The organism is Bradyrhizobium sp. USDA 3262 (genome assembly GCF_054060035.1).
On sequence record NZ_JBSSCT010000001.1, the window covers coordinates 8804176 to 8818674 of the forward strand.

Below are 14499 nucleotides of genomic sequence, written 5' to 3' on the forward strand. Positions count from 1 at the left end.
ATGCCGCTCCGTCAGGATTGTGCAAATGGCAGACAGAACGGCTTTACGCCCCATTATCTTCTCGTGTCCGACTACCGGTGATCGCGTCCAAGGCCTGCTTCCCGATGACCCGTCCGGACCTCTGACTGACGATCTGCATTCGATCTCCTGCGCCGCTTGTGATGGCATCCACTTCATCAACCTGCGAACCGGCGCAGTCGTCGATCCCAAGCGCGGCTAACTCGATCACCAGAACCGTGCGATCCGGAAGGCTATCGAGTTGACGCACATCAACACGCAAGTGCCGGACGTGTGGAAAGAAAAGCCTTCCTCAACGAAGGAGGTTGAACATGACAGACCACAGCGAAGCCCGGCCCGTCTCCGACGCCATCCAGAGCTATGCGAAGCGCGCGATGGCCGTCCAGTCGGAATTCTCGGAGAAACTGGTCGAGGCAAACCGGCACTGGTTCGAGCAGATGCAAATCGAAGCGAACGAGGCCTGGGAACTCTTCCGCAGGTTCAATTCTACCGCCTCGGTCGCCGAGAAGATCACAGCGCTGCAGGACTGGGCCAAGGGCGTTACCGCGCGTGGCGCGAACGACGCGACGTACGCGATCGAGACCGCGCGTTCGCTGGGCACGATCGAGCTGAACCTGTTTGCTAGAAAGACCGGCAGTGTCGACGAGGCTACTCAGAAGGCCGCCTGACATGCCGGCACCCGACGCTCCAGAGCGCCCAAGGGCCGGCGTCAGCGAGACATGGAAGGGGGTCGCGACAGCCCCCTTCGATCGAGACCTTGAGCTCGCCGTCATCGAAGGTAACGCTATTCACAAGCTCGTCTTCCCCTGCCGCCGCATCCTGGGCGGCTGGATGAAGGCGGGGACCGTCGAACGCATCCTGGTGCAGCCGACGCATTGGCGCGCTTGGGGCAAATGAGCAGATTCCTGGTCAAGGTCGCCGAAGACGTGCCCATCAGAGCGACGGTTGGCTTCAGGTACCTGAACGTTGTACTGTCGAAGCGGATTTGAGGGCTTTGCCGGGGGAATATGTCCGACCGCATCTGGTACCGCTATGGCACTGCCGCGGCAGCGGCCGCGCTCGTATTCGCGGTGCGCGCGGGGCTCGATAACTATCTCGAAGACCGGACCTTCACGATCATCTTTGTCCCCGCCGTGCTGTTTGCCGCGTTCGCCGGCGGCCGCGGTCCGGCGATCCTCACCACCCTGCTCTGCCTCGTCATCAGCGCCAAATTCCTCGGCAGGAGCCTGGTCACTGAGCCTGCGAATCTGATCGATATCGCCTGTTTTGCTGTCCTCGGTCCGATCCTTGGCTTTATGGGTGACCGGCTACTGAAGGAGAGCGATCAGGCGCGAAATCGCCAGGCCCATCTGCAGTCGATCCTAGACACGGTCCCTGACGCGATGATTGTCATCGACGACCACGGCATTATTCGCTCCTTCAGCGCTGCAGCCGAGCGCCTGTTTGGCTGGAAAGCGGACCAGGTCGTCGGAACGAACGTTTCGAGTCTGATGCCACAGCCGTATCGCGGCGAGCACGACCGGTATCTCGAGCGATACCTTACGACCGGCGAACGGCGCATCATCGGCATCGGCCGCATCGTGGTCGGAGAACGGAGTGACGGCTCGACGTTTCCGATGGAGCTCGCCGTCGGCGAGGCTAAGGTACGCGGAGAACGCTTCTTCACCGGCTTTATCCGCGATCTCACCGAGCGTCGGGCGCAGGAAAGGCGGCTTCAGGAGCTGCAGTCCGAGCTGGTTCATGTGTCGCGATTGACCGCTATGGGTGAGATGGCGTCCTCAATCGCGCATGAGATCAACCAGCCGCTGTCAGCCATCACGAACTACATGCGCGGTGCGAAGGCGCTGCTGCCGTCGGAAATACCGGATGCTACCCGCATTCGGGATGCGCTCGAGCGGGCCGCGCAGCAAGCCCTACGGGCCGGCGACATCATCAAGCGTCTGCGCGAATTTGTCGCGAAGGGCGAGACCCAGCAGTCCCTGGAGAGCCCGGCCACCCTGCTCGAAGAGGCTGTCGCATTAGCGCTGCTCGGCGCCAAGGAGCAGGGCGTCCGGGTGGCGATCCGCAGCGACCGGGACATGCCCCCGATCATCGTTGACAAAATCCAGATTCAGCAGGTCGTGCTCAACCTGGTTCGCAACGCGATCGAGGCGATGGCCTCGGGCCCGCGCCGCGAATTGACCGTCGGCGTCGCCAACACTAACGGTGTTGCGACGTTCACTATCGCCGATACCGGCCCGGGCATTAGCCCCGATATCGCCGACCGTTTATTTCAGCCCTTTATCACGACCAAGGAGCATGGCATGGGTGTCGGCCTCTCGATCTGCCGGACCATCATCGAATCCCATGGCGGACGCATCGATGTGACGCCAAACGCTGGTGGCGGCACGGTTTTTCAGTTCATCCTCCCGTTCGCGGAGGACGGAGAAGAAGCATGACAACGCGGCGTACAATTCTCGTGATCGACGATGATCCAGCTATGCGAGACTCACTGGCCTTCCTTCTTGACGTCAACGGCTTTGCCGTAACCTCTTATGAGACGGCAACCGATTTTCTCGATCATCTCGCCGGCAGAACAGTCGACTGCATTGTATCTGATATCCGTATGCCGGGCATGAGCGGCCTCGAATTGGTCCGCAAACTCAAGGCCGACGCAGTCGCATGTCCCGTCATTCTGATGACTGGCCATGGAGACGTCGCACTCGCGGTCGAGGCGATGAAGGCAGGCGCGGTTGACTTCATCGAAAAACCGTTCGAGGACGAGGCGCTCTTGCGTGCAATCGGCGAAGCGTTGCAAATGCAGTCGGCGGCCCCCGCCGACGGTACGGTCAAGCGCGAGGCCGAGGCTCGCCTGGTGGATCTCTCGCCGCGCGAACGTGACGTTCTGCGGGGGCTCGTGGCGGGCAAGATCAACAAAGTGATCGCCCACGATCTTGGCATCAGCCCACGCACGGTCGAGGTCTACCGTGCCAACCTGATGGCCAAGACCAATGCGCGCAGCATGTCGGAATTGATGCGGATCGCCATCGCTGCCGGGCTCTAGCCTCAAGCTGCGAGCAACAGTTGGCGGACGGAATGGCGAATGTCCGCTCCTGACGCCACCTGTTCCTGTTCGCAGTTCGCGCGACGCGGTGCCGGAAAGTGCACGAGGTTTCCCATTGCCCTGGCCAGCCCATATTCGAGAGGAGGAAGCTCAATGGCAAGCAAGCTCCCTTTCGACCCCACCAACAGCAACAAAATGCGCCATTCCGCCTTGATCCGGATCAAGCGAAATGGGCCGAGGGAGATCAAGATAGCCCCTCCGAACCATCATTTTCTGGGTGAAGTCGACCGAACGAGAAAGGGCCATCGATGGACGAGATCGCGCACTTCATTGCCCTGCCGTACGATCGGACCGATGGCGAACTCGTTCCAGGCCAGCAGGCCAAGTGCGCCAGCCCCGCCGCGGCGATTGAGCACGCCAAGCATTTATGGAAGACGTTCGGCCACGCGGGTGCCGCGGCAGTCGTCCGTACCGGCCATCCGGGGACGAAAATGACCGTGCTGAGGACATATGGCATGGTGCCAAGCGACCTGGAGCAGGAACGGTCTCGTCCTGACTCCTGGTAAAGACTAATCTACGATTTATTGCGCTAGCTCAAATCGTCGCCCGGCATCGCATGCTTGAATGCAGCTGTTAGGACGAGTGACCTATTCTCCCTGGGGTTGTCTCGATATTCAATGCCCGGCTTTGCCGGGCATCTTTTTGTCTCGCCGCATGATGCTGAGAAATTGGCAGAACCCCGGCAGGCGCGCGGCGTTACTGCGGGTCAGCGTGAGGCCTCCAGAGATGGCCCTGAGATAACCGCCGCCGGAACTCGTGGGAGCGCGAGCAAACCTTGCCTCGAAGGAGCCGGTTCCGCTTTCGAACGATTGAACCTTCCGTTCCTTGGACGCCAGGATTGGATGGACGTTCGCAGCAACGTTGCGGTTTCGACTCGAATTGGCGTGCATCTTTGAGCTGGCTCAAGCCATTCCCGTCACATTCGCCCTCTAACGTGGAACCGATAGCGGCGTCCGAGGTCATCTTTGAATCCCGGGAGAACGACATGCAATCTGCGACCACTCCAAACGAGCAAGCGCGGGCGGACGATCTTGTGCTGCTCGACCGCTATTGGCGAGCCGCCAATTATCTCTCCGTTGGACAGATCTACCTGCTCGCGAATCCGCTTCTGAGAGAGCCGCTGAAGCCGGAGCACATCAAGCCGCGCCTGCTTGGACATTGGGGCACCACGCCCGGGCTCAACTTCATCTATGCTCACCTCAATCGTGCAATCCGCACTTCCCACCTCAACGTCATCTATATCTGCGGTCCCGGCCATGGCGGCCCCGGCATGGTCGCGAACACCTATCTCGAAGGAACCTACACGGAGCTCTATCCGGAGGTGACGCGCGATTTGGACGGCTTGCGCAAGCTGTTCCGTCAATTCTCCTTCCCCGGCGGCATTCCAAGCCACGCCGCGCCGGAAACACCCGGCTCGATCCACGAAGGCGGTGAACTCGGCTATGCGTTGGTTCACGCATATGGCGCAGTGTTCGACAACCCCGATTTGATCGCCGTTTGCGTCGTCGGCGACGGCGAGGCAGAGACCGGCCCGCTCGCGGCCTCCTGGCATTCCAACAAGTTCTTGAACCCGAAGCATGACGGCGCAGTGCTGCCAATCCTGCACCTCAATGGCTACAAGATTGCCAATCCCACCGTGCTGGGGCGGATGGATGACGAGGACGTCCGTAGCCTCTTCACTGGCTACGGCTACGAGCCGCTGTTCGTCGAAGGCGACGATCCGCATGCGATGCATCGCTCGATGGCCAGCACGCTCGACACTGCGCTCGGCAGCATCCGCGCAATCCAGCAAGCCCGCGCGGCAGCAGCCCGGCGACCTTAAGCGGCCGCGATGGCCGATGATCGTGCTGCGCAGCCCGAAGGGCTGGACCGGACCGAAGGAGGTCGATGGGTTGAAGGTCGAAGGATTCTGGCGTGCACATCAGGTGCCGATCGCCAACCCGCGCGGCAACCCCGAGCATCTGAAGCTGCTCGAGCATTGGATGAGGAGCTACGAGCCTGAAAGCCTGTTCGATGCAAACGGGCGGCTGGTAGCTGAATTGCAAGCCCTTGCGCCCGCAGGCGCCCGTCGGATGGGTGCCAACCCGCACGCCAATGGCGGCCTCCTGAAGCGGGAGCTGAAGCTGCCGGATTTCCGTGCGTATGCGGTCGAGGTCACCGCTCCGGGCGAGGTCGTCGCCGAAGCCACGCGGGAACTCGGCAAGTTCTTGCGCGAGGTCGTGGAGTTGAATGCGGAAGCCCGCAATTTCCGCATCATGGGTCCGGACGAAACCGCGTCGAACCGGCTCGACGCGGTATTCGAGGCCACCGACCGGGTCTGGATGGAAGGCATCGAGCCTTACGACGTCCACCTCGCCCATGACGGCCGCGTGATGGAAGTCCTGAGCGAGCATCTCTGCCAGGGCTGGCTCGAAGGCTATCTGCTCACGGGCCGGCACGGCTTCTTCTCCTGCTATGAAGCCTTCATCCACATCGTGGATTCAATGTTCAACCAGCACGCCAAATGGCTGAATGTCTCGCGCGCGCTGCCTTGGCGACGACCGATCGCGTCGCTGAACTATCTCCTCACCTCGCATGTCTGGCGTCAGGACCACAACGGATTCAGTCATCAGGATCCCGGCTTCGTCGATCTCGTCACCAACAAGAAGGCCGACATTGTCCGCGTCTACCTTCCGCCCGATGCCAACACCCTGCTCTGGGTCGGCGATCACTGCTTGCGCACCTATGACCGCATCAATGTGATCGTGGCGGGCAAGCAACCTGCCCCGCAATGGCTTTCGATGCGTGCGGCAATCACCCATTGCGAAGCCGGCATCGGGATATGGGATTGGGCCGGCACCGAGCCCCCCAATGCTGAGCCCGACGTGGTGATGGCCTGCGCCGGCGACGTTCCGACGCTGGAGACGCTCGCCGCCGTCGACCTGCTCCGCAAGGCGCTGCCGGAACTAAAGATCCGCGTCGTCAACGTGGTTGACTTGATGACGCTGCAGCCGATGGAGCAGCATCCGCACGGCCTGTCCGACCGCGACTTCGACAGCCTGTTCACCCGCGACAAGCCTGTCGTCTTCGCCTATCACGGCTATCCCTATCTGATCCATCGCTTGACCTACCGCCGCACCAATCACGACGGAATGCACGTGCGGGGCTTCGCGGAGGAAGGCACCACCACGACCCCGTTCGACATGGTGGTGTTGAACGGCCTCGACCGCTTCCATCTCGCCATCGAGGCAATCGAGCGCGTGCCGGGGCTCGACATCGCGGCAGCCCACGTCAAGCGGCGATTCCGTGACGCCCTGACCGAGCACACCCGCTACGTGCGCGAGCATGGCGAGGACATGCCGCAGATCCGTGACTGGGTCTGGCCCTACGGTACGACAGACCACAAATCCGTTGACTGAGGCAGCGAACACGCGAGAGAGACGGTCCATGTCCGACAGCGTCCTGGTGCTCAACGCCGGCTCGTCCAGCATCAAGTTCGGCCTGTTCGACATCGCACCGGCCGAGCCAAAGCTGCAATGCAGGGGCTTGCTCGATGAGCAGGAGAAAGTCCCGCGCATCGTGATAAGCGATGCCTCGGGCAGGCAGCTGTTCGAGAGGCGTCGCCCGAGCGGCACGTCGGGGGACAACGGCCTGTTCAGCGACGTATTTGCCTGGATCGAGGACTATCTCGCCGGCGGCAAGCTCGCCGCCGTCGGGCATCGTATCGTCCATGGCGGGCGTGCGTTCTATCGACCGGTCGTCATCACAGGGCAGACTATCGCCGCGCTGGAGGCCTTGACGCCGCTTGCGCCGCTGCACCAGCCGCGCTGCCTGGCGCCGGTCCGCGCCGTGCAATCGCTGCGGCCGCAGCTGACGCAGATCGCCTGCTTCGACACGGCCTTCCATCACGGCCTGGCGCCGCCGGCCAGCCGCTTTGCCATCCCGCGGCACTTTGAGGAGCGCGGCATCCGTCGCTACGGCTTCCACGGCCTCTCCTTCGAATACGTCGCGAGCCAACTCGCCGCGATCGCGCCGCAATGGGCGGACAAGCGCGTCGTCGTGGCGCATCTCGGCAACGGCGCGAGCCTCTGTGCCCTGCAGAAGGGCAACAGCGTCGACACCACCATGGGATTGACCCCGCTCGACGGTCTCGTCATGGGGACCCGCTGTGGAACGATAGATCCCGGCGTACTGCTTTATCTCTTGCAGGAAGAAAGGATGTCGGTCGATGACGTACAACATTTGCTGTACGAAGGTTCGGGCCTGCTCGGCGTCTCAGGGCTGTCAGCCGACATGCGCGCCCTACTGGCGAGCCAAAAGCCCGAGGCCCGCGAAGCGGTCGATCTCTTCACATTTCGTGTCGCCGCAGAAGTCGCCGTGATGGCAAATACCCTTGCGGGCCTCGACGGCCTGGTGTTCACCGGCGGCATAGGCGAGCATGCCCTGGACATCCGGCAACGCGTCTGCGATCGCCTCTCCTGGCTCGGCGTCAGCATCGATACGGCTGCAAATGCGCAGGGCGAACAACGCATCGCCGCGAAGGGCAGCCCGGTCGACGTACTTGTCATTCCGACCAATGAGGAAGTCAGTATTGCGCGGCACTGCCGCAGCCTGCTGCGCACAGGTCGCTAGTCCGTCGATGCAACCCACATCACAAGCTCCCTTGCGAGAGACCCGAAGGCCCGATCGAATGCGGCTGCCGCCTCGGATGGTGTGAGCGAGTTTATTCCTTCGGATCCCTCAAGAAGCTTGGCGGCCTTTACCTGCCCATTTCGATCGACGATTTTCGCGGACAGGGAGATCGTCGCGCGCGGTTGGGCTCCCTGCACAATTTCGAACCGACGCAGGTCGATCAGCAGGCGCGGCGTACCCTCTACACCGCTGTCGGCCCGCAGTGGCGCATGGTCGACGTCGTAATTCTCGAAGCTCTGCAGCAACCGCGCCTGCACCAGCACCGGGAGACTATCGCCCCACTGCGCACCTTCGAACCCCTGACTTTCTTCATCCGGCGAAAACAGGAAGCGCTGGGTCTGCAAGCGTGCGATCGCGGTCGGCTCCGCCATGACCAGTTGCTCGGGCAGATTGGCATGGCGCTGCGCTCCGAAGTCGTCCACCGCGTGAAGGTCGTACACTACCTTGCGCGGCGCGGGCGCACCACCGCCGGTCATGCGTTCCAGCCCGGCCACGATACCGTCGAGCTTCGGCGTGTTGCGCGCGAGCCCTTCGGCGAACGTGCTGAGATTGTCGATCGTGCTGTGCAGCGGCGCGGCGTTCTCGGACAGGACGGCATCGACCCGGCGTAGTGCATCGCGGGCGGCCTGCGTCATGCTCCGCCCGGCCCCCTTTTCGGCCACCAGCGGTTCGCGCGCCGGCGGCGCCTGGGGATCATCGCCGCCTTCGAGCGCGATCACCGGAACACCAGTCAGTCCCTGGAAATCGAGGCCGACGCGCGTATCGCTATGCACCGGCGTACGCTCGGCGACTGCGATCGTGGCGTGAACCTCGCGCGGACGGTCCGGAACCAGCTCAAGCGCGGTCACTTCGCCGACGCGGATGCCATTGAAGAGGACGCCCGCCCCGACCAGCAGTCCGGGCACCGGATCGGCGAAAACCAGCTGATATGTCTGCCGTTTCCCAATCCCCCCGACATTGTTCAGCCAGTAAACGAAGCCGAACACAGCGACGATCGCCGATAACACGAATGCACCAACGACGATGTAGGGCGCGCGGATTTCCATATGCGTCTCTCTCTGCCTAATTGCCGAGGCCCAGCTTCTGCGCCCGGGCACCATGAAAGTAGGCCTGGACCCAGGGATGATCGGACTTGAGCACCGATGACAGCCGCCCGATTGCCGCGATCCTGCCGTCGGCGAGCGCGGCGACGCGGTCGCAGATGGCCTGCAGGCTGTTCAGGTCGTGTGTCACCATGAACACGGTGAAGCGCAACGTCCGGTGCAGCGTCCGGATCAGGGCATCGAATTCTCCCGCGGCGATGGGATCGAGACCGGAGGTTGGCTCGTCGAGAAACAGGAGCGAGGGGTCGAGCGCCAGCGCCCGCGCGAGCGCAACCCGCTTGGTCATGCCGCCCGAGAGCTCGGACGGATACTTGTCCCCGTCTTCGCGCTTCAGGCCAACCATCTCGAGCTTCGCGTCCGCAATTTCGTCCAGCAGCCCCGGCGACAGCCGTGCGCGCTCGCGCAGCGGAAACTGGATGTTCTGGCGAGCCGTCAGGGCCGAAAACAGCGCCCCCTGCTGGAACAGCACGCCCCAGCGGCGCTCGTCATCGCTGTCGCCTGCGAAATCGATCTGTCCGCTCCGCTTCGGAAGTAAGCCAACCAATGTCCGCATCAGCACCGACTTTCCGCCGCCAGACGCGCCCACGAGGCCGAGAATTTCGCCGTCGTTCACGTCGAGATCGAGATGATCGAGGATGATCTTCTCGCCGAAACCGACCACGAGGTCGCTAATATGGATCGCTGGCGTGTCGGCCATGGCTACATCCCGATCGAAGCGAAGAAGACCGCGAACAACCCGTCGAGCACGATCACCAGGAAGATCGATTTTACGACCGATGCCGTCGTCTGCTGCCCCAACGACTCCGCGCTGCCCTTGACGCTCAATCCCTCGACGGCCGCGACAAGCCCAATCACGAGCGCCATGAACGGCGCCTTGATGATCCCGACCTCGAAATGAGTGACCGAAACCGCGTCATGGAGGCGTGCAATGAAGATCGCCGGACTCATGCCGCCATAAAGCCACGCGATGAGCCCGCCGCCATAGAGCGCCGCGAGCGAGCCGAGAAAGGCGAGGATCGGCAGCGCCACCACCAGCGCCAGGATTCGTGGCAGGATCAGCACCGCGACAGGATCGAGCCCCATGGTGCTGAGCGCGTCGATCTCCTCGCGCATCTTCATCGCACCGATCTCGGCCGTATAGGCGCTGCCGGATCGTCCGGCCACCATGATGGCCACGATCAGCACGCCAATCTCGCGCAGCACGAGGATGCCAACCATGTCCACGACATAGGATTCCGCGCCAAAGCGGCGGAAATGGAAGATGCCCTGCTGGGCGATGATGGCACCGATCAGGAACGTGATCAGCACCATGATCGGCACCGCCTGCCAGCCCACCCGGCCGAGCTGATAGACGGTCGACGTCAATCGGAACGATCGCGGATGCCTGAAAATGCCAAGCAGCGCTAGGCTGAAGGCGCCGAGCATATGTAGGAATGCCGCCGAATCGGATGCCAGCCGCCTGCTGCCGCGGCCGAGTTGATCAAGCTTCTGCAGCACTGGGTTGACCGGTCTGCGTTCGGCGCAGCCCGAGCGATTCAGTCCCCGCACCTCTTCCAGCAGGTCGCCATATGGGCCATCGGCACCGGTGAGAACTGCTCTGGTCGCGCGACCGCGGGCGAGCCTTTCAAGCAGCCAGGCCCCGACGGTGTCGAGCGCGGTGACACGCCGTACATCGATCGAGCCGATATCGGTGCTCGCGGCGTGCGCGCACAGCCGCTCCAGCGCCTCGACGTTGGCAACGTTCCAGGCCCCACATGCGGTGAGCACGCGCGGATCATTCGCATTCGCTATCAGGGCTGGGGCGTTGAGCACGATTCTGACTCCAATTTGCAGCTCACCTTAGGGTGCTGGAGACGCCTGTGTTTGACCCAGCGCAATCGGCCTCACCGTGCCCCGGAATGCGCTTGACCGAGATCAACGGCTTGGCAAGCGGTGGCCTTATGATTTGACAGATTGCCCGGCAGCCTCGGGCGTGCTCAGGAGATTTCAGATGAATCGCGCCGCCTTCAAACCTTTGCAAAACACCGCGTTGCCGCACTCGTTCAGGCAGGTCCGGCTCGAGCGCGCCCGCGAGCACGATCACCCCGAGGGTGCGTCCGCGATCGGCTATGTCATCGTCGCCCCGCTCGACACGACATCGCGGATCGATGTCGAGACCTGGAGAGCCCATCGCGACGCGTGCCGTGTCATCCGCCAACGGCCGGGCGAAGACGATCAGCTCGGCCACCTCGTGCATGGACCGGCCGACAGCTGGCGCTTTCACTATGACGTTGCCGGCGCCACCGCCGATGAAGCCGGGTTTCATTTCGGCAGTGAGCCCTTTCGGGTCGGCGAATATGCCTCCGTCCATGAGGTGGACGGCATGCATCCTTACCGGGTCGTCGCCGTCACGCCGCTCTGATTGCACTTTGCCGGATCAGGATGTCGACGCCCAAGGCATCCACCACCGGAAGGGAGAGATCGAGAACGACATTGACGATCCTGTGGTCGGTCGGCTCTGTGGCCGCCGTGAATCCGATCTCATGGCACATGCTCAACATGGTGCTGTTCTCGGCCAGCACTTCGCCAGACAGCCGCTTCAGCCCTTCCGACTTCGCATAACGGATCAGGAGCTGCATCAGCGCCCATCCAAGCCCTTTGCCCTTGAGATCAGACTGCAACAGGATAGCGTACTCGGCATTCTCATAGAGCGAGTCGGAATGAAGCTGGACCGCTCCAACCATGGCACCCGTAGTTGGATCCAGCGCCGCAAAGGCCATCGCACGCGCGTAGTCGAGTTGGGTCAACCGCGCAATGAACGCGTGCGAGAAATTCTTCATCGCCTGAAAGAAGCGAAGCCTGAGATCTTCGGCGGTCACTCGCTTGAAGAAGCTCTCCACCATGGGCTCATCTTCCGGCCGCAGCGGCCGCACCACGACGCGCGAGCCATCCCTTAGAGCAAGCTCGCCCTCCCACTGCGACGGGTAGGGCCGCACTGCAAGTCGTGTCTGACCGGCGAACAGCCGCGCGGGCTTGCGGACCGCCACCCGCGCGTCGAGCGCCATCACGCCGGTTTCGTCAGCCAGCAGCGGATTGATATCGAGCTCAGCGACTTCGGGAATATCGGCCGCCATCTGCGCCAGCTTGACGAGGGTGCGCGGAACGACATCTTCCGGAACGGCGGGTACGTCGCGGTAGGCGGCAAGCAACCGCGAGACCCGCGTGCGCCCGACGAGGTCGCGCGCCAGGTTCATGTCGAGGGGTGGCAGCGCCAACGCCTTGTCGTCGATCACCTCGACCGCGGTGCCGCCGCGGCCAAACACGATCACCGGGCCGAAGGTCGGATCGTCGGCAATGCCAAGGATCAGCTCACGTGCCGCCCGCCGCTCGATCATCGGCTGGATCGTCACGCCCTGCAGGGCGGCATCCGGACGCGCGGCACGAGCGCGCGCCAGCACCGTCCTGGCGGCCTGTGCGACGCTTTCGCGAGTCCGCAGGCCGAGAATGACACCGCCGATGTCCGACTTGTGCCTGATGTCGCGCGAGAACAGCTTCACCGCCACGGCAAGCCCTTGCGCCAGGAAGGGCGCTGCCTTGTCCACGGCATCGTCGGCATCACGGGCCACGACGGTCGGAACGATCGGAATATCATAAGCCTCGAACAGCGCGACGATCTCGATCGGGTCGAGCCATTCCCGCCTCTCGGACAGCGCCTTCGCGATCACGTGCCTCGCCGCCGCCGTCCGCGGCGCAAACGTCGAGGCGCTGCTGGGCGGCGTTGCGGCCAGCGCGATGGAAGCATCGCGGTATCTCACCAGATACATGAAGGCGCGCACTGCATCGTCCTCGGTCGGGAAATGCGGGACGCGCGCCCGCTCGAAGGTCGCCGCCGTGCGGGCGTCGGCACCATCCCACGACGCAAGCACCAGTGCGGCTACCTCGCTGTTCCTGGCTCGGCGGCCGTCAACGCACCGCGTGACCGCTTCGGCAATCCGTTCGGTCGGCGCAACAGCCGTTTCCACGTTCATGACCAGCACGGCGTCGCTGTTGGCGTCCTCGAGCAGCGGGCCGAGCGCGGCCACGTAGCGGGCAGCGTCGGCATCGCCGGAGATATCGATGGGGTTGGCACGAGACCAGCCTTGCGGCAGGACCCGATCGAGCGCCGCAATCGTCTCCGTCGTCAGGCCTGCAGGAACGCCACCGAGCTCAACGAGCCGGTCGATCGCGAGGATGCCGAGCCCGCCGCCATTGGTCAGGATCGACAGGCGGTTGCCGCGCGGAACGAAGCCGCGGCCAAGCAACTCGGCGCAGTCGAACAGTTCCCGAAGGTCGTACACGCGCAGCATGCCGGCCCGGCGGAACGCCGCGTCATAGACGGCGTCCGAACCGGCGAGCGCTCCCGTATGGGTGGCTGCGGCCTTGGCGCCTTGCGCCACCCGGCCCGCTTTCACGACAATCAGGGGCTTGAGCCGTGCCGCGGCGCGCGCGGCCGACATGAACTTGCGCGCATCCCTGACGGCCTCGACGTAGAGCAGGATCGCGTTGGTATGATCGTCCTGCGCGAAATAATCGAGCAGATCGGCGACATCGACGTCGAGCTGATCTCCGATCGACACGATGCCGGAGAAGCCGAGCCGCCGCTCTGCCGCCCATTCGATCATCGCGGCAGCGACGGCCCCGGACTGCGAGATCAGGGCAAGACAGCCTTCGGCGGGCTGATGCGCGGCAAAACTCGCATTGAGCTTCGCGCGCGGCACCATGACGCCGAGACAGTTCGGCCCGATCAGGCGCATGCCGTGCCGGCGCGCCGTCTGCGCGACCGTCTCGGCTAGCGAGCCGGCACCATGTCCGAGGCCGGCGGACAGGATGACCGCACCGGCGGCACCGACCGCGGCAGCGTCCGATATGATTCCGGGAATCGCGGCCGCAGGCGCCGTGATCGCAACGAGGTCGGGAACGAATGGAAGTGATTTGATATCCCGGGACGTAATCTCGCCATCGATCGCAGTGTATTTCGGATTGACTACGGCGATGCGGCCGGCAAAACCGCATGTCTTGAGGTTCATGAGTACCGCCAGACCGAGCGAAGACGGACGCGAACTGCCGCCGACAAGCGCGACCGATCGAGGCGAGAGAACCCGATCTAAACCAAACGTAGACATCGGACAGTCTCGCAGGGAACCAGCGGAGGCGCCTGCCGTTTCGTGCAGCGCGCCAGGGCCCGCATGACATCCTCGCGAGCAATAATCCCGACCAGGTGGTGATACTTGTCGATCACCGGTAGGCTCTTGAGCCGATGCGCGACCATTAGCTGAAGGACGCGCTGCAGATTTGTATCCGGCTCGACCGCGATCACATCGGACGACATGATCTCATCGACCGTCGTTCCCATGCGATCGTCGTAACGTGGCAGCATGTGATCTACCGGACAGGCGAACACCTTCAGGGCGTCCAGCTTCGTGACGAACCCGACCACAATATCGTCGCGGAGCACGGGATAGGCGTCATAGTCGTCTTTCGCGAACAACCGGTACAAGTCGCCGACGGTCATTTCGGGAGCGACGCTTCGTACCGATCTCGTCATGTTGCTCGCAACGGTCTCCTGAAGAAACTCGTACATGGCTG

Annotated in this window: 13 protein-coding genes and 1 pseudogene; 8 read left to right on the plus strand and 6 right to left on the minus strand. The window is 63.2% G+C overall.

Going from position 1 to position 14499, the window contains the following annotated elements:
* Positions 1-329 precede the first annotated feature (329 nt).
* The 4 genes from ACVWYP_RS41675 (at position 330) to fixJ (ending at position 3061) form a co-directional block, all read left to right on the plus strand.
* Positions 330-686: a hypothetical protein gene (locus ACVWYP_RS41675; RefSeq protein ID WP_028339991.1), complete on the plus strand. Its 357-nt coding sequence runs from the start codon at positions 330-332 to the stop codon at positions 684-686.
* Position 687: 1 nt separating this feature from the next.
* Positions 688-915: a hypothetical protein gene (locus tag ACVWYP_RS41680; protein WP_035631256.1), complete on the plus strand. Its 228-nt coding sequence runs from the start codon at positions 688-690 to the stop codon at positions 913-915.
* A gap of 110 nt (positions 916-1025) precedes the next feature.
* Complete coding sequence (locus ACVWYP_RS41685; RefSeq protein WP_028339990.1) at positions 1026-2456, plus strand: PAS domain S-box protein; 1431 nt, start codon at positions 1026-1028, stop codon at positions 2454-2456.
* The gene (gene fixJ / locus ACVWYP_RS41690) at positions 2453-3061 is read left to right on the plus strand and encodes a response regulator FixJ (protein WP_129964722.1); all 609 of its coding nucleotides are present in this window, start codon (positions 2453-2455) and stop codon (positions 3059-3061) included. Before ACVWYP_RS41685 ends, fixJ begins: the two co-directional genes overlap by 4 nt.
* A 2-nt stretch (positions 3062-3063) precedes the next feature.
* Here the strand turns inward: fixJ and ACVWYP_RS41695 are convergent, their stop codons facing one another.
* Entirely contained in the window at positions 3064-3309 is a 246-nt protein-coding gene (locus ACVWYP_RS41695) for a hypothetical protein (RefSeq protein ID WP_129964723.1), read from the minus strand.
* A gap of 60 nt (positions 3310-3369) precedes the next feature.
* Here ACVWYP_RS41695 and ACVWYP_RS41700 point away from each other — a divergent pair, with 60 nt between their 5' ends.
* The 3 genes and pseudogenes from ACVWYP_RS41700 to ACVWYP_RS41710 all read left to right on the plus strand — a co-directional run bounded on the left by ACVWYP_RS41700 (position 3370) and on the right by ACVWYP_RS41710 (position 7732).
* Complete coding sequence (locus ACVWYP_RS41700; RefSeq protein ID WP_018268778.1) at positions 3370-3627, plus strand: hypothetical protein; 258 nt, start codon at positions 3370-3372, stop codon at positions 3625-3627.
* Between the two features lie 479 nt (positions 3628-4106).
* Positions 4107-6519, plus strand: a pseudogene (locus ACVWYP_RS41705) (phosphoketolase family protein).
* Between the two features lie 28 nt (positions 6520-6547).
* The gene (locus tag ACVWYP_RS41710) at positions 6548-7732 is read left to right on the plus strand and encodes an acetate/propionate family kinase (RefSeq protein WP_028339986.1); all 1185 of its coding nucleotides are present in this window, start codon (positions 6548-6550) and stop codon (positions 7730-7732) included.
* Here the strand turns inward: ACVWYP_RS41710 and ACVWYP_RS41715 are convergent.
* From ACVWYP_RS41715 to ACVWYP_RS41725, 3 genes are read right to left on the minus strand one after another with little or no spacing between them, the layout of a single operon-like run.
* Entirely contained in the window at positions 7729-8838 is a 1110-nt protein-coding gene (locus ACVWYP_RS41715) for an ABC-type transport auxiliary lipoprotein family protein (RefSeq protein WP_028339985.1), read from the minus strand. The genes ACVWYP_RS41710 and ACVWYP_RS41715 overlap by 4 nt on opposite strands.
* Positions 8839-8854: 16 nt before the next feature.
* Positions 8855-9592: an ABC transporter ATP-binding protein gene (locus tag ACVWYP_RS41720; RefSeq protein ID WP_018273616.1), complete on the minus strand. Its 738-nt coding sequence runs from the start codon at positions 9590-9592 to the stop codon at positions 8855-8857.
* A 2-nt stretch (positions 9593-9594) separates the two neighbouring features.
* The gene (locus ACVWYP_RS41725) at positions 9595-10662 is read right to left on the minus strand and encodes an MlaE family ABC transporter permease (RefSeq protein WP_129965254.1); all 1068 of its coding nucleotides are present in this window, start codon (positions 10660-10662) and stop codon (positions 9595-9597) included.
* 223 nt (positions 10663-10885) lie between these two features.
* Between ACVWYP_RS41725 and ACVWYP_RS41730 the strand changes: the two genes are divergently transcribed.
* Positions 10886-11296 (plus strand): adenine nucleotide alpha hydrolase family protein, encoded by a 411-nt coding sequence (locus ACVWYP_RS41730; RefSeq protein ID WP_028339983.1) that lies wholly within the window; start codon positions 10886-10888, stop codon positions 11294-11296.
* Here ACVWYP_RS41730 and ACVWYP_RS41735 read toward each other — a convergent pair.
* Both ACVWYP_RS41735 and ACVWYP_RS41740 read right to left on the minus strand, forming a co-directional pair.
* Positions 11283-14036: a bifunctional acetate--CoA ligase family protein/GNAT family N-acetyltransferase gene (locus tag ACVWYP_RS41735; protein WP_028339982.1), complete on the minus strand. Its 2754-nt coding sequence runs from the start codon at positions 14034-14036 to the stop codon at positions 11283-11285. The two genes, ACVWYP_RS41730 and ACVWYP_RS41735, sit on opposite strands and share 14 nt — an antisense overlap.
* The gene (locus tag ACVWYP_RS41740; protein ID WP_018273621.1) at positions 14018-14494 is read right to left on the minus strand and encodes a CBS domain-containing protein; all 477 of its coding nucleotides are present in this window, start codon (positions 14492-14494) and stop codon (positions 14018-14020) included. The genes ACVWYP_RS41735 and ACVWYP_RS41740 overlap by 19 nt, the downstream gene beginning before the upstream one ends.
* Positions 14495-14499: the final 5 nt, after the last annotated feature.

What these genes read in the sequence shown, in the direction of transcription:
- ACVWYP_RS41675 (WP_028339991.1), top strand. Translation starts at nt 330, where the DNA reads ATGACAGACCACAGCGAAGCCCGGCCCGTCTCCGACGCCATCCAGAGC.
- ACVWYP_RS41680 (WP_035631256.1), top strand. Translation starts at nt 688, where the DNA reads ATGCCGGCACCCGACGCTCCAGAGCGCCCAAGGGCCGGCGTCAGCGAG.
- ACVWYP_RS41685 (WP_028339990.1), top strand. Translation starts at nt 1,026, where the DNA reads ATGTCCGACCGCATCTGGTACCGCTATGGCACTGCCGCGGCAGCGGCC.
- fixJ (WP_129964722.1), top strand. Translation starts at nt 2,453, where the DNA reads ATGACAACGCGGCGTACAATTCTCGTGATCGACGATGATCCAGCTATG.
- ACVWYP_RS41700 (WP_018268778.1), top strand. Translation starts at nt 3,370, where the DNA reads ATGGACGAGATCGCGCACTTCATTGCCCTGCCGTACGATCGGACCGAT.
- ACVWYP_RS41710 (WP_028339986.1), top strand. Translation starts at nt 6,548, where the DNA reads ATGTCCGACAGCGTCCTGGTGCTCAACGCCGGCTCGTCCAGCATCAAG.
- ACVWYP_RS41715 (WP_028339985.1), bottom strand. Translation starts at nt 8,838, where the DNA reads ATGGAAATCCGCGCGCCCTACATCGTCGTTGGTGCATTCGTGTTATCG.
- ACVWYP_RS41720 (WP_018273616.1), bottom strand. Translation starts at nt 9,592, where the DNA reads ATGGCCGACACGCCAGCGATCCATATTAGCGACCTCGTGGTCGGTTTC.
- ACVWYP_RS41730 (WP_028339983.1), top strand. Translation starts at nt 10,886, where the DNA reads ATGAATCGCGCCGCCTTCAAACCTTTGCAAAACACCGCGTTGCCGCAC.
- ACVWYP_RS41735 (WP_028339982.1), bottom strand. Translation starts at nt 14,036, where the DNA reads ATGTCTACGTTTGGTTTAGATCGGGTTCTCTCGCCTCGATCGGTCGCG.
- ACVWYP_RS41740 (WP_018273621.1), bottom strand. Translation starts at nt 14,494, where the DNA reads ATGTACGAGTTTCTTCAGGAGACCGTTGCGAGCAACATGACGAGATCG.